The sequence below is a fragment of the Mycobacterium sp. 3-98 genome (genome assembly GCF_035918355.1).
Classification (GTDB): Bacteria; Actinomycetota; Actinomycetes; order Mycobacteriales; family Mycobacteriaceae; genus Mycobacterium; species Mycobacterium intracellulare.
Genome location: NZ_CP142360.1, coordinates 4,970,819 through 4,984,758, shown reverse-complemented (window position 1 = coordinate 4,984,758; position 13,940 = coordinate 4,970,819). Strand labels below are relative to the sequence as shown.

Below are 13,940 nucleotides of genomic sequence, written 5' to 3'. Positions count from 1 at the left end.
CTAACTTGGCTGGCGATGGACGAAACGGATTCGGTACGTCGGATCTGGACGGCGCTCGGGCTGCCCGGCATCGTCGACGTGCACACGCACTTCATGCCCAAATCCGTGATGGACAAGGTGTGGCGGTACTTCGATGACGCCGGCCCGCTGGTGGGACGGCATTGGCCGATCGCCTACCGCAGCGACGAACAACAGCGACTGCGAACCCTCCGCGGCTTTGGGGTCCGGGCGTTCACGGCGCTGATCTATCCGCACAAGCCGCACATGGCGGCCTGGTTGAACCAGTGGGGCCGATCGTTCGCGGCGACGACGCCCGACTGCCTGCACACCGCGACGCTGTACCCCGAACCCGGCGTCGAGGACTACGTCGGTCAGGCCGTCGCGTCCGGCGCCCGCGTATTCAAGGCCCACATTCAGGTCGGCCGCTACAGCCCCACCGACCCGCTGCTCGACGGCGCCTGGGGCGTCATCGAAGACGCCGCGATCCCCGTGATCATCCACTGTGGCTCGGGTCCCGTCCCCGGCGAACACACCGGCGTCGGGCCCGTCGCGGCACTGCTCGCGCGCCATCCGCACCTGCGGTTGATCATCGCCCACCTGGGCATGCCCGAGTACACGGATTTCCTCGACCTGGCCGAGCGCTACGACGACGTGCGGCTCGACACCACGATGGCGTTCACCCCGTTCGTCGAGGAGGCCATGCCCTTCCCGCCCGCCGAGTACGGACGCCTCCGTGATCTCGCCGACCGCATACTTTTCGGGAGCGACTTTCCCAACATCCCGTACGGCTACGTCGACGCGGTCGAGGTCCTCACCCGGCTGCCCGGCATCGACGATGTGTGGCTGCGAAAGGTGTTACACGACAACGCCGCTCACGTCTTCGGGTTGGCCGGGCCGATGTCCACGGCGGGGTGATGGGCGCCGCTTTCCGGGACAACGGCGGTGCGCCGTACCTGTTGTGGCCCGCGCCACGGCGGATCCGCGCGGCACGCGTCGCCGACGCCGGGCGCGCAGCGGCGGAAGACACGAGCTGCCGGGATCGTCACCGCGCTACCTGATGAAAGCTTAAGGAAGGTTCCCAGACCCGACCCCGGACGGGCGCCTCGTCGCGATAACGACTACCTTCAGCTGTAAGCACCAAGTCAGGGGCAGCCATATCAGCCGGAAGCACGAAGGGGTTCTCGTGGCCGACACCGACGACACCGCCACTCTGAAGTACCCGGGCGGTGAGACCGACCTGGAGATCGTCAGCGCCACCGAAGGCGCCGACGGCATCGCGCTGGGCTCGCTGTTGTCCAAGACCGGCTACACCACGTTCGACAACGGCTTCGTCAACACCGCGTCGTGCAAGAGCTCGATCACCTACATCGACGGCGACGCCGGAATCCTGCGTTACCGCGGCTACCCGATCGAGCAACTGGCCGAGAAGTCGACCTTCATCGAGGTGAGCTACCTCCTGATCTACGGTGAGCTGCCCAGCAAGGAGCAGCTGGCCGAGTTCACCAAGCGGATTCAGCTGCACACCATGCTGCACGAGGACCTGAAGCGGTTCTTCGACGGATTTCCGCGCAACGCCCACCCGATGCCGGTGCTGTCCAGCGCGGTCAACGCGCTCTCGGCGTACTACCCGGATTCCCTCGACCCGACCGACAACGAGCAGGTCGAGTTGTCCACCATCCGGCTGTTGGCCAAGCTGCCGACCATCGCCGCCTACGCATACAAGAAGTCGGTCGGTCAGCCGTTCCTCTACCCGGACAACTCGCTGACCCTGGTGGAGAACTTCCTGCGCATGACGTTCGGCCTACCGGCCGAGCCGTACCAGGCGGACCCCGAGATCATCCGGGCGCTGGACATGCTGCTCATCCTGCACGCCGACCACGAACAGAACTGCTCGACGTCGACGGTGCGGCTGGTCGGGTCGTCGCAGGCGAACCTGTTCACCTCCGTTTCCGGTGGGATCAACGCGCTGTGGGGCCCGCTGCACGGCGGCGCCAACCAGGCGGTCCTCGAGATGCTCGAGCAGATTCGCGAAAGCGACGACAACGTCAGTGAATTCGTCCGCAAGGTGAAGAACCGCGAGGCCGGCGTCAAGCTGATGGGCTTCGGCCACCGCGTCTACAAGAACTACGACCCGCGGGCCCGCATCGTCAAGGAGCAGGCGGACAAGATCCTGGCCAAGCTCGGCGGCGACGACGACCTGCTCAGCATCGCCAAGGAGCTCGAAGAGGCGGCGCTGACCGACGACTACTTCGTCGAACGCAAGCTGTACCCCAACGTCGACTTCTACACCGGCCTGATCTACCGCGCCCTCGGGTTCCCGACCCGGATGTTCACCGTGCTGTTCGCGCTGGGCCGGATGCCCGGCTGGATCGCGCACTGGCGTGAGATGCACGACGAGGGCGACAGCAAGATCGGCCGTCCGCGCCAGATCTACACCGGCTACACCGAGCGCGACTACGCGACGATCGACGCGCGCTAGTTTCCTGCCGAGCAGACGCAGAATCGCCTGCGGGCGGCGGGATTTACGCGATTCTCTGCCTGGTCGCGAGGGAGGCGAGCACTGCCATCGCCGCGTTGTGCCCGCCGATGCCCGACACCGCCCCACCGCGGCGAGCGCCCGAGCCGCACAACATGATTCGTTCGTGAGCGGTGGCCACGCCCCACTGCCTCGCCGGGGTGTCCAGCGGATCGTCGTCATCGGCGAACGGCCACGACAGCCCGCCGTGGAAAATGTTGCCGCCGCTCATGCCGAGGGTGCGCTCGAGATCTGATGTGGTCGTCGTCTCGATGCACGGGCGCCCCTGCGCATCGTGCAGCAGCAGTTCTTGAATCGGTTCGGCCAGAACAGCATTCAGCGATCCCAGCACCTTGTCGGTGAGCCGATCGCGCAGCGCGTCCGGGTCGGCGTCGCCGAACAGCGCGTGCGGGGTGTGCAGGCCGAACACCGTCATCGTCTGGGCGCCCGAGCGGCGCTGGTCATCGGACAGGATGCTGGGATCGGTCAGGGAGTGGCAATACGCTTCGCACGGCAGGGGATTCGGCGGTTGCCCCGCGGCCGCCTGGGTATAGGCCGTATCCAGTTGCGTCCAGGTCTCGTTGACGTGGAACGTGCCGGCGAAGGCCTGGTCGGGTGTGACGCCCCGGTCGCGTAGGCGGGGCAGGCGCCGCAGCACCATGTTCACCTTGACCTGCGCGCCGCCGTCCGCCGGTGGCGGTTCGTCGCCGAGCAGCCCGGCCAGCACGGTGGGCGTGACGCCGGCGAGGACGAACCGGGCCCGGACCCGGCGCTCATGGCCGCCGCTGCGATAGCGCACTTCGCCGCTCGGGTCGAGCGCGTAAACCTCTGCGCCGCTGATAATTTCGGCACCGTGGCCGACGGCGGCCGCGGCCAGGGCGGTGGTCAGCGCGCCCATCCCGCCGATCGGGACGTCCCAGTCCCCGGTGCCGCCGCCGAGCACGTGGTACAGGAAGCAGACGTTCTGCGTCAACGACTCATCGTCGAGGCGCGCGAAGGTGCCGATGAGGGCGTCCGTGGCCATCACCCCGCGAACCAGGTCGTTGCCCACCGCGTCGGTGATGGCCTCGCCGACCGGTTCCTCGATCAGGGCTTCCCAGGCGGCCGCCGCGCGGCGGTCGTTGCTTTCCAGTACGTGGCGGCGGGCCTGCTCGCGGCTGCGCAGCGGTTCGAGCAGCGTCGGCCACAGCCGCTCGGTCACCAGCCGGCAGCGCTGGTAGAAGTCCGCGAAGCCCTGGGCGTCGTCGGCCGCGCCGATGGCGGCGAAGGTGTTACCGGGCGCCCCGATCAGCAGCCCGCTGCGGCCGCCGGTGGCGGGGTCGGGCGTGTACGACGAATAGGGACGCCGGGCCAGCCGAATCCCGGCGCCCAGGTCCTCGACGATGCGGCTCGGTAGCAGGCTGACCAGATAGGAGTAGCGCGACAGCCGGACGCCGACCCCGTCGAAGGGTTGCGCCGAGATCGCGGCCCCGCCGGTCTGTTCCAGCCGTTCCAGCAGGCGCACCCGCAGGCCGGCCCGCGCGAGGTAGGCCGCCGCGACGAGGCCGTTGTGCCCGCCCCCGACGACGGCGACGTCCACCGCGTCGTCGGCGTCCGCGTGGCCGCTCAGCTCAGGTAGCCCTCGACCTCGTCGGGCGGCCGCACCTCCGCCTCGCGCGGGTCGCCGCCGCTCTCGCGGAGCGCCCGGCGCTGCCGCAGCAGATCCCAGCACTGGTCGAGTTCGATCTCCATGCGCCGAAGGCGGTCATGTTCCTCCGACGTGTCGATGTCACCGCGCTGCAGTTGGGCCCGCAGCGCTTTTTCTTCGGCGACCAGTTCGCGGATGTGTGCCAGGGTGTCGTTGTCGGTGGGTTTGCTGCCGTTGGCCATCGCTCCAGTCTGCCCGACTCGGGAGGGGGCGGATAGCCGCCGACGGCCCGCGGCTAACTGGGTCCGGGTAGTCGCAGCACCAGCCGCGCACCGCCCAGCGGGCTGCTTTCCAGCTCGGCAGTCCCGCCGTGCAGCTCGGCCTGCTGGGCTACCAAGGCCAATCCCAGGCCCGACCCGGAATGCGAGGCCGTCGATCCGCGGGAGAACCGCGCGAACACCACCTGGCGCTCGTCCTCCGGGACGCCGCGCCCGTTGTCGTCGATGGCGATCTCCACGCCGGCGCGGGAGCTGACCGCCGACAGCTCGACGCGGGTGGCGCCGCCATGCTTGACGGCATTGGCGATCGCGTTGTCGACCGCGAGGCGCAACCCGGCCGGCAGCCCGACGATGATGCAGGTGGGCGAGGGCACCAGTGAGACGTCGACCCCGGGGTAGACGCGGGTGGCGTCGTGGGCGGCGCGGTCGAGCAGCTCGGTGATGTCGACCGGCACGTGATCGTCGGACGTCGACAGCTCGCCCTGGGCCAGGCGCTCGAGGGCGGTCAGCGTGGCCTCGATGCGCGACTGCGTGCGGATGACGTCGCCCAGCACCTCTTTGCGTTGTTCGTCCGGCATGTCCAGGGTGGAGAGCACTTCGAGGTTGGTGCGCATCGCGGTCAGGGGGGTGCGCAGCTCGTGCGAGGACACGGCGGCGAAGTCGCGCGCAGACGCGAGCGCATCCTTGGTCCGGTCCTGCTCGGTCCAGATGCGCTGCAGCATGCCCCGCATGGCCTCGGCGATCTCGACCGCCTCGGTGGCACCGCGCACCGCCACTTGCGGCCGTTCGTCGGCGTCGATCGAACGGGCTTGCTGGGCCAGGCGTTTGAACGGCCGCACCGCGAAAGCCGCCAGGAGCCAAGCGAACACCGCCGCCGCGCCGATCGACAGCGCACAGATCAGGATCACCCGGCGATGCAGGTTGTTGGTCTGGGCGATCGTGTCGTAGTACGTCGCGCCCACTGCCACCGTCGCCGGCTGCGGCGTGGCGACCTCCAAGGTTCGGACGCGATAGCGCACCCCGTTGATGTAGGTGTCTGCATACCCCACCTCCAGCGGCGGCAGTGTGACGTCCGAGTTGGACTTGACCTGGCCGTCGCGCCGGACGGTGATCACGGTGTCCTGGTCGTGGGGTGCGCGCGGGATGTCGTCGAGGCCCCGGGGCAGGAAGGGGATGGCGAAACCGGCCGCCTCGTCCAGGCGGCGGTCCAGCCGCTCCTTCCAGGCGCTGGTGATGCCGAACCACACGACCGCCCCCGCGATCACCACCACGATCGCGGTGCCGATCGCCGTCGCGACCGCGACCCGGGCCCGTAGCGACGGCGTACGGGTCAGGATCCGGGACAGGAAGTTCATGGCCGCTCGACCGGGTTACTGCATGCGCAGCACGAATCCCACTCCGCGCACGGTGTGCAGCAGCCGGGGCCCGCCGTGGGCCTCGAGCTTGCGGCGCAGGTATCCGATGAAGACGTCGACGACGTTGGTGTCGGCGGCAAAGTCATAGCCCCATACCAGCTCGAGTAGCTGCGCACGGGACAGGACCGCGGTCTTGTGTTCGGCCAGCACCGCCAGCAGGTCGAATTCCCGCTTGGTCAGGTCGACGTCGACGCCGTTGACGCGAGCCCGCCGGCCGGGGATGTCGACTTCCAGCGGTCCCACCGTGATGGTCTCCGACGAGGAGGTGGCGGTGGCGCCGCGGCGGCGCAGCAGCGCTTTGACCCGCGCGACCAGCTCGGCCAGCACGAACGGTTTGACCAGGTAATCGTCGGCGCCGGCCTCCAGGCCCGCCACCCGGTCGTCGACCGAGCTGCGGGCGGAGAGCACGCAGACCGGGACGTCGTTGTCCATGGCGCGCAGCGCGGTGACGACGCTGACCCCGTCCAGCACCGGCATGTTGATGTCGAGCACGATCGCGTCCGGCCGCGTTTCGGTGGCGCTGCGCAACGCCTCGGCGCCGTCGACCGCGGTCGACACCTCGAACCCGGACAGGCGCAGGCCACGTTCCAGCGACGCGAGCACATCGGAGTCGTCGTCGACGACCAAGACCCGAGGTGAGCTAGCTCCTGTGTCCATGCCGCCCATCTTGCCTGATTGCCGCCTATGGATGCGGGAGGCACCACCGTCGCGAGCGTTTCAGGGCAGACCGATGTTGCGGTAGCGCTGCAGCCGGGCGGCCAGCCGCTCGGAGGCGGGTATCCCGCGCAACGCCTGCACCTCGGCGGCGATGGCGCGTGAGAGTCGCCGCGAGAACTCGACGGGCTCGTCGGCGGCATCGGGATGTTCCGCGACGACGACGTCGACGATCCCGGACGCCAACAGGTCGGTCGACCGGATGCCTTGTGCGGCGGCAAGTTCGGCGGCGTGATCGGTGTCGCGGAAGACGATCGCGCTCGCGCCTTCCGGCGGTAGCGGCGCCAGCCAGCCGTGCAGCGCGGCCAACACCCGATCGGCCGGCACCATCGCCAGCGCCGGCCCGCCGCTGCCCTGGCCCAGCAGCACGGAGACCGTCGGGGTGTCCAGGGTCACCAGCTCGGCCAGGCACTGGGCGATCTGCCCGGCGAGCCCGCCCTGTTCGGCGTCGGCCGACAGCGCCGGTCCCGCCGTGTCGATCACCAGCACCAGCGGCAGGCGCAACTCGGCGGCCAGCGCCATGCCGCGCCGGACCTCGCGCAACGACGCGGGGCCCACGGTGCTCGCCCGGCCGCCCGCTATCCGCCGCTGGCCGAGCACCACCACCGGCTGACCGGCGAATCGGGCCAGCGCCAGCAGCGTCGTCGCCGCCTCTCCCCGGCCGGTCCCCGACAACAGCACCTGGTCGGTTGCGCCGTGCCGCAACAGAAGTCCGACGCCCGGCCGGTCCGGACGCCGCGATGCCACCACCGAATCCCACGCCGCGACGTCGGGTGTCGGTTCGGGTGGTGGCCGCGTGGGCAGCGGCCCGGGCGGGTCGGCGATGACGGTCATCGCTCGGTCCAGCGTCGGGCGCAGCTCGTCGAGCGGGATGACGTCGTCGATCACGCCGTGCCGCTGCAGGTTCTCCGCGGTCTGCACGCCCTCGGGGAACGGTTCGCCGTAGAGCAGCTGGTACACGCGAGGTCCGAGGAAGCCGATCAACGCGCCCGGTTCGGCGAGCGTGACGTGGCCCAGCGAGCCCCACGACGCGAAGACCCCACCGGTGGTCGGATTGCGCAGATAGACCAGGTAGGGCAGGTGAGCCCGGGTGTGCAGCCGGACGGCCGCGGCGATCTTCACCATCTGCAGGAACGCGACCGTGCCCTCTTGCATGCGGGTGCCGCCGGAGCTCGGCGAGGCCAGTAGCGGCAGCCCCTCGGCGGTCGCCCGCTGCACCGCCGCGGTGATCCGTTCGGCGGCGGCCACCCCGATCGAGCCACCCAGAAAGCCGAATTCGCAGACCACCACCGCGACCCGGCGCCCGAAGATGCGCCCTTCGCCGGTCAGCACGGATTCGTCCAGGCCCGTCGCGGCGCGGGCATTGGCCAGCTCTCGCGCATAGGCGGCGCTGGCCGGCACGGCGAGCGGCTCGCTGTCCCAGCGGATGAAGGAATTCTCGTCCAGGACCGCGTCGCGTAGTTGACCAGCCGTGATACGACTCACGTGACGAGGCTATATAGGGTGGCTGCCATGATCGGTGTCAGCCAGGCCGAAGCGGTTTTGACCATCGAGTTGCAGCGCCCCGAGCGCCGCAACGCCTTGAACTCCCAGCTCGTCGAGGAGCTGCGCGAGGCCGTGCTGAAGGCGGGCGACGGCTCCACCCGGGCGATCGTGCTGACCGGGCAGGGCACGGTGTTCTGCGCCGGCGCGGACCTGAGCGGTGACGCATTCGCCGCCGACTATCCCGACCGCCTCATCGAGCTGCACAGGGTCTTGGACGCCACCCTCATCCCGGTGATCGGCGCCATCAACGGCCCCGCCATCGGCGCGGGCCTGCAGCTGGCCATGCAATGCGATCTCCGGGTCGTCGTGCCGGACGCCTTCTTCCAATTCCCCACATCGAAATACGGTCTGGCCCTTGACAACTGGAGCATCCGGCGCCTGGCTTCACTGGTCGGTCACGGCCGGGCCCGCGCGATGCTGCTGGCCGCCGAAAAGCTGACGGCCGACGTGGCCCTGCAGACCGGGATGGCCAACCGCATCGGGACGCTGTCCGACGCCCAGGCCTGGGCCGCCGAGATCGCCGGCCTGGCCCCGTTGGCGATCCAGCACGCCAAGCGGGTGCTCAACGACGACGGCGCCATCGAGGAGGCCGACCCGGTGCACAAGGAGCTTTTCGACAAGGCGTGGGGCAGCCAGGACGTCATCGAGGCCCAGGTCGCGCGTATCGAGAAGCGGCCACCGAAGTTCCAGGGGGCCTGACGAGCCATGCGGGGGACGCTACGGCTGATCGCCGGCACGGCGTCGCTGGCGGGCGGGGGTTGGCTGCTGCGCGCGCTGCACGGCGCGCCGGACGCCCTCGGCGCCCACCCCGCATCGATCGCCGCGGCGACCGCGGGGTCCCCGAACTGTCGCGACGGCGTCTTCGTCAACCTCGAGCCCGCCTCGGAAACCAAGATGGACCGCGAGCAACTGCGGCTCATCGCGTGGGAGCTGGTGGGCAACCGGGGTGGAAGCCGGCCGCGCGGGCCGATCCCGCTGACGGCCCCCGGGGTCTTCCGCGCGGATCCGAGCGGGCTGGCCGTCAGCTGGTTCGGCCACTCCACGGCGCTGGTGGAAATCGACGGCTACCGGGTGCTCACCGATCCGGTGTGGAGCGACCGGTGTTCGCCGTCGGACGTCGTCGGGCCGCAGCGGCTGCACCCGCCGCCGATTCAACTCGAGGGGTTGCCCGCCGTCGACGCGGTGGTGATCAGCCACGATCACTACGACCACCTCGACATCGACACGATTCGGGCGTTGGCCCGCACGCAGCGGTCCCCGTTCTTCGTTCCGCTCGGTGTCGGCGCCCACCTTCGCAGGTGGGGGATACCCGAGCACCGCATCGTCGAGCTCGATTGGCACCAGAGCGCGACGGTCGACGAGCTCACCGTGGTGTGCGTGCCGGCGCGGCATTTTTCGGGGCGCTTCCTGGATCGCAACACGACGCTGTGGGCGTCGTGGGTCTTTCGCGGGCCGACCCATCGCGCGTACTTCGGCGGCGACACCGGGTACACGAAGAGCTTCGCCCAGATCGGCGCCGACCACGGACCGTTCGACCTGACCCTGCTGCCCATCGGGGCCTACAACACGGCGTGGCCCGACGTGCACATGAACCCCGAGGAGGCGCTGCGGGCGCACCTGGACGTCACCGACGGGGGGCTGTTGGTGCCGATCCACTGGGGCACCTTCCGGTTGGCCCCGCACCCGTGGGCCGAGCCGGTCGAGCGGCTGCTCGCCGCCGCGGAGCCCGAGCAGGTGAACGTGGCGGTTCCGGTGCCGGGCCAGCGCATTGATCTCGCGGCCCCGGTGAAATCGAACCCGTGGTGGCAGCTCTGATTCCGGAGTCCGGCAACCCCACCGCGTTAGAGTGCGCCATGACCAAACGCGCGGTCGCTGCCATCTCGGTGCTGCTCGGATTGACGGGATGCGGCTCCGCGCAGCCGACCGCCGGGGCCCCGTCCACACTGTCTGACGTCGCGCCCAACCAAGTGGCCGGCGTGGCGATTCCTGCCGGCCGCATCGACGATGCCGTCGCCAAGATCGACGGCCTGGTCGGCGACCTGATGAAGAACACCGGCGTGCCGGGAATGGCGGTCGCCGTCGTCCACGGCGGGAAAGTGTTGTACGCCAAGGGTTTCGGTGTCAAGGATGTGAGCAAGGGCGAGGGGCAAGGAAACAAGGTGGACGCCGACACCGTCTTCCAGCTGGCTTCGGTGTCCAAATCGGTTGGCGCGACGGTGATCGCGCACGAGGTCAGCGATCACGTCGTCACCTGGGACACCCCAGTGGCCGCCAAGTTGCCCTGGTTCACGCTCGGCGATCCCTATGTCAGTAGCCATGTGACCGTCGCCGACGTGTATTCGCATCGCTCCGGGCTGCCCGATCACGCGGGCGACAAACTCGAAGACCTGGGCTACGACCGTCGTCAGACCCTCGAGCGACTCAGGTATCTGCCGCTGGCACCCTTCCGGATCAGCTACGCCTACACCAACTATGGGATCACCGCCGGCGCGGAGGCCGTGGCGGCCGCGGCCGGCAAGTCATGGGAGGACCTGTCCGACGAGGCGCTCTACCGCCCGCTAAAAATGACGTCGACGAGCTCACGCTTCGCCGACTTCCTCGCCCGGCCCAATCACGCGGTCAACCACGTCAAGGTCGCCGGCAAGTGGGAGGCCCGCTTCCAGCGTGATCCCGATCCCCAGTCACCCGCGGGCGGCCTCAGCTCATCGGTCAACGACATGGCCCGTTGGCTGATGATGTTGCTGGGCAACGGGACTCACGACGGGCGGCGGATCGCCGCGCCGGAAGACCTGTTGCCGGCCATCAGTCCGCAGACGGTGTCGACACCCGCGACGACGCCCAAGGCGCGCACCGGGTTCTACGGATACGGTTTCAACGCGTCGGTCGATTCCTCGGGCCGCACCGAATACAGCCATTCCGGCGCTTTCGCTTTGGGGGCGGCGACGAACTTCGTGGTGATGCCCTCGGAAGACGTGGGCATCATCGCGCTGACCAACGGCGCGCCCTACGGCATCCCGGAAACCCTGACCGCCGAATTCATGGACCTCGTCCAATACGGCCAGATCCGCGAGGACTGGGGTCCCTTGTACCAGAAGGCGATCGGCTGGCTGAACAATCCGGTGGGCTCGCTGGTCGGCAAGCAGCCCCCGCCCAAACCCGCCCCGGCCAAGCCGCTTCGCGACTATGCAGGCGTGTACGCCAGCGACTACTGGGGCCCGGCCGTCGTGACCGAACGCGACGGCGCCCTGCACTTGGCGATGGGCCCGAAAAACCACACGGTCGCCCTCACCCATTGGGACGGCGACACCTTCACCTTCCCGCTGACCGACGAAAACGCCCCACCCGGAACGATTTCCAAAGCGGTCTTCTCCAACGACACCCTGAATCTGGAGTACTACGACACCGAGAAGCTGGGGACCTTCGCCCGATGAGCTCCTCACTGATCACCGGCCTGACCGACGCCGAGGTGGCGCAGCGGGTCGCCGACGGCCAGAGCAACGCCGTGCGGAAACGGGCGACGCGCAGCATCACCGATATCGTGCGGGCCAACGTGTTCACCCGGATCAACGCGATCCTGGGAGTGTTGCTGCTGATCGTGCTGGCGACCGGCTCGCTGATCAACGGGATGTTCGGACTGTTGATCATCGCCAACAGCGTCGTCGGCATGGTCCAGGAAATCCGGGCCAAGCAGACGCTGGACAAGCTCGCGATCGTGGGTCAGGCGAAACCCGTGGTGCGCAGGCAATCCGGGACGCGTGCGGTCCCGCCCGAGGAGGTGGTGCTCGACGACATCATCGAGCTCGGGCCCGGCGATCAGGTCGTCGTCGACGGAGAGATCATCGAAGAGGCGAACCTGGAGGTCGACGAGTCACTGCTGACCGGTGAGGCCGACCCGATCGCCAAGGCCGTCGGCGACGCGGTGATGTCGGGCAGTTTCGTCGTTGCGGGCGCCGGCGCCTACCGGGCCACCAAGGTCGGCCCGGACGCCTACGCGGCCAAACTCGCCGAGGAAGCCAGCAAGTTCACGTTGGTGAAATCCGAACTGCGCAACGGCATCAACCGCATCCTGCAGTTCATCACCTACCTTCTGGTGCCGGCCGGCCTGCTGACGATCTACACCCAGCTGTTCACCACGCACGCGGGCTGGCAGGAGTCCGTGCTGCGGACGGTGGGCGCCCTGGTGCCGATGGTGCCCGAAGGGCTGGTGCTGCTGACGTCGGTCGCGTTCGCGGTCGGGGTGGTCCGGCTGGGCCAGCGCCGCTGCCTGGTGCAGGAGCTGCCCGCCATCGAGGGGCTCGCGCGGGTCGACGTGGTCTGCGCCGACAAGACGGGCACCCTGACCGAAAGCGGCATGCGGGTCGCCCGGGTGGACGAGCTCGACGAGGACGCGCACCGCGATCGGATCGGCGACGTGCTGGCGGCGTTGGCCGCCGCCGACCCGCGACCCAACGCGAGCGTGCGCGCGATCGCCGAGACCTATCACGAGTCGCCGGGCTGGACCGCCACGGCGACAGCACCTTTCAAGTCCGCCACCAAGTGGAGCGGGGTGTCCTTCGAAGGGCACGGCGACTGGGTGATGGGGGCGCCCGACGTGTTGCTCGAGCCGGCGTCGGCGGCGGCCGAACAGGCCGAGCGGATCGGGTCGCAGGGCTTGCGGGTCCTGCTGGTGGGCGCCGCCGACGTGGCCGTCGACCACCCCAGCGCACCGGGGGACGTCACCCCGGTCGCGCTGGTGGTGCTCGAACAGAAGGTCCGACCTGACGCCCGCGAGACGCTGGAATACTTTGCCGATCAGGGTGTTTCGGTCAAGGTGTTGTCCGGGGACAACGCCGTTTCTGTCGGCGCCGTCGCCGACAAGCTCGGGTTGCGCGGCGAGACGATGGATGCGCGCCAACTCCCCTCGGACCCCGCGCAATTGGCCGACGCGCTGGACACCCACACCACCTTCGGCCGGGTGCGTCCCGATCAGAAGCGCGCCGTCGTACACGCCCTGCAATCGCGCGGGCACACGGTCGCGATGACCGGCGACGGCGTCAACGACGTCCTGGCCCTCAAGGACGCCGATATCGGCGTCGCGATGGGGGCCGGCAGCCCGGCTTCCCGTGCCGTCGCACAGATCGTCCTGCTGGACAACAGGTTTGCCACGCTACCGTACGTGGTCGGCGAGGGCCGACGCGTGATCGGCAACATCGAGCGGGTCGCCAACCTGTTCCTGACCAAGACGGTGTACTCGGTGCTGCTGGCGTTGTTGGTGGGCATCGAATGCCTGTTTTCCAAAGCGTTGAAAGCCGATCCGTTGCTGTATCCGTTCCAGCCGATCCACGTCACCATCGCGGCGTGGTTCACCATCGGAATACCGTCGTTCATCCTGTCCCTGGCGCCCAACATCGAGCGCGCCGAGCCCGGTTTCGTGCGCCGGGTGCTGAGCTCGGCGCTGCCGTCCGGGCTGATCGTCGGCACCGCGACCTTCGCGTCGTACCTGGCCGCCTACCCTGGCCGGCACGCCGGCTTCCAGCAACAGGATCAGGCGTCGACCGCGGCCCTGATCACCTTGCTCATGACGGCCCTGTGGGTGCTCGCGGTGGTCGCACGGCCCTACCAGTGGTGGCGGGTGGCGCTCGTAATCGTCTCGGGCCTGGCGTATGTGGTGATCTTCAGCCTCCCCCTGGCCCGCAAGCAGTTCCTGCTGGATCCGTCCAATGTCACGGTGACCGCGACCGCGCTGGGGATCGGTCTGCTGGGCGTAGCCGCGGTCGAGGCCATGTGGTGGATCCGCGCCAGGATGCTGGGCGTGCAGCCGCGGCTGTGGCGCTGAGCACAGCGAACTCGGCGCCGGCCGGTTTCAC

General features: G+C 69.1%; 11 protein-coding genes. 6 read left to right on the top strand and 5 right to left on the bottom strand.

What is annotated here, in order from left to right; translation table 11 throughout:
- The first annotated feature begins 15 nt into the window (after window positions 1–15).
- Window positions 16–915, top strand: coding sequence for an amidohydrolase family protein (locus tag QGN30_RS23250; RefSeq protein WP_095562461.1), 900 nt, complete (start codon window positions 16–18; stop codon window positions 913–915).
- A 268-nt stretch (window positions 916–1,183) separates the two neighbouring features.
- Window positions 1,184–2,479: a citrate synthase gene (locus tag QGN30_RS23245; RefSeq protein ID WP_008253896.1), complete on the top strand. Its 1,296-nt coding sequence runs from the start codon at window positions 1,184–1,186 to the stop codon at window positions 2,477–2,479.
- 43 nt (window positions 2,480–2,522) lie between these two features.
- Here QGN30_RS23245 and QGN30_RS23240 read toward each other — a convergent pair whose 3' ends face one another.
- The 5 genes from QGN30_RS23240 to QGN30_RS23220 are packed head-to-tail and all read right to left on the bottom strand — an operon-like array spanning window position 2,523 to window position 8,034.
- Complete coding sequence (locus QGN30_RS23240; protein ID WP_008253897.1) at window positions 2,523–4,094, bottom strand: phytoene desaturase family protein; 1,572 nt, start codon at window positions 4,092–4,094, stop codon at window positions 2,523–2,525.
- A gap of 26 nt (window positions 4,095–4,120) precedes the next feature.
- On the bottom strand, window positions 4,121–4,384 hold the full coding sequence (locus tag QGN30_RS23235) for a DUF2630 family protein (protein WP_008253898.1): 264 nt from the start codon (window positions 4,382–4,384) through the stop codon (window positions 4,121–4,123).
- Window positions 4,385–4,437: 53 nt separating this feature from the next.
- Window positions 4,438–5,775 carry a sensor histidine kinase gene (locus QGN30_RS23230; RefSeq protein ID WP_008253899.1) on the bottom strand — a complete coding sequence of 446 codons (1,338 nt, stop codon included), beginning with the start codon at window positions 5,773–5,775 and terminating at the stop codon, window positions 4,438–4,440.
- A gap of 15 nt (window positions 5,776–5,790) precedes the next feature.
- Window positions 5,791–6,501 carry a two-component system response regulator PrrA gene (gene prrA, locus QGN30_RS23225; RefSeq protein ID WP_008253900.1) on the bottom strand — a complete coding sequence of 237 codons (711 nt, stop codon included), beginning with the start codon at window positions 6,499–6,501 and terminating at the stop codon, window positions 5,791–5,793.
- 51 nt (window positions 6,502–6,552) lie between these two features.
- Window positions 6,553–8,034 (bottom strand): acetyl-coenzyme A carboxylase carboxyl transferase subunits beta/alpha, encoded by a 1,482-nt coding sequence (locus QGN30_RS23220; protein ID WP_095762868.1) that lies wholly within the window; start codon window positions 8,032–8,034, stop codon window positions 6,553–6,555.
- Between the two features lie 27 nt (window positions 8,035–8,061).
- Between QGN30_RS23220 and QGN30_RS23215 the strand changes: the two genes are divergently transcribed.
- The 4 genes from QGN30_RS23215 to QGN30_RS23200 are packed head-to-tail and all read left to right on the top strand — an operon-like array spanning window position 8,062 to window position 13,909.
- The gene (locus QGN30_RS23215) at window positions 8,062–8,793 is read left to right on the top strand and encodes an enoyl-CoA hydratase (RefSeq protein ID WP_095762869.1); all 732 of its coding nucleotides are present in this window, start codon (window positions 8,062–8,064) and stop codon (window positions 8,791–8,793) included.
- 6 nt (window positions 8,794–8,799) lie between these two features.
- A complete protein-coding gene (locus QGN30_RS23210; protein ID WP_009957318.1) occupies window positions 8,800–9,909 on the top strand; it encodes an MBL fold metallo-hydrolase in 1,110 nt (369 codons plus the stop codon).
- A gap of 38 nt (window positions 9,910–9,947) precedes the next feature.
- Window positions 9,948–11,525 (top strand): serine hydrolase, encoded by a 1,578-nt coding sequence (locus tag QGN30_RS23205; protein WP_014381859.1) that lies wholly within the window; start codon window positions 9,948–9,950, stop codon window positions 11,523–11,525.
- Entirely contained in the window at window positions 11,522–13,909 is a 2,388-nt protein-coding gene (locus QGN30_RS23200; RefSeq protein ID WP_095762870.1) for a cation-translocating P-type ATPase, read from the top strand. Before QGN30_RS23205 ends, QGN30_RS23200 begins: the two co-directional genes overlap by 4 nt.
- Window positions 13,910–13,940 lie beyond the last annotated feature (31 nt).

What these genes read in the sequence shown, in the direction of transcription:
- QGN30_RS23205 (WP_014381859.1), top strand. Translation starts at nt 9,948, where the DNA reads ATGACCAAACGCGCGGTCGCTGCCATCTCGGTGCTGCTCGGATTGACG.
- QGN30_RS23230 (WP_008253899.1), bottom strand. Translation starts at nt 5,775, where the DNA reads ATGAACTTCCTGTCCCGGATCCTGACCCGTACGCCGTCGCTACGGGCC.
- QGN30_RS23200 (WP_095762870.1), top strand. Translation starts at nt 11,522, where the DNA reads ATGAGCTCCTCACTGATCACCGGCCTGACCGACGCCGAGGTGGCGCAG.
- QGN30_RS23215 (WP_095762869.1), top strand. Translation starts at nt 8,062, where the DNA reads ATGATCGGTGTCAGCCAGGCCGAAGCGGTTTTGACCATCGAGTTGCAG.
- QGN30_RS23210 (WP_009957318.1), top strand. Translation starts at nt 8,800, where the DNA reads ATGCGGGGGACGCTACGGCTGATCGCCGGCACGGCGTCGCTGGCGGGC.
- QGN30_RS23250 (WP_095562461.1), top strand. Translation starts at nt 16, where the DNA reads ATGGACGAAACGGATTCGGTACGTCGGATCTGGACGGCGCTCGGGCTG.
- prrA (WP_008253900.1), bottom strand. Translation starts at nt 6,501, where the DNA reads ATGGGCGGCATGGACACAGGAGCTAGCTCACCTCGGGTCTTGGTCGTC.
- QGN30_RS23235 (WP_008253898.1), bottom strand. Translation starts at nt 4,384, where the DNA reads ATGGCCAACGGCAGCAAACCCACCGACAACGACACCCTGGCACACATC.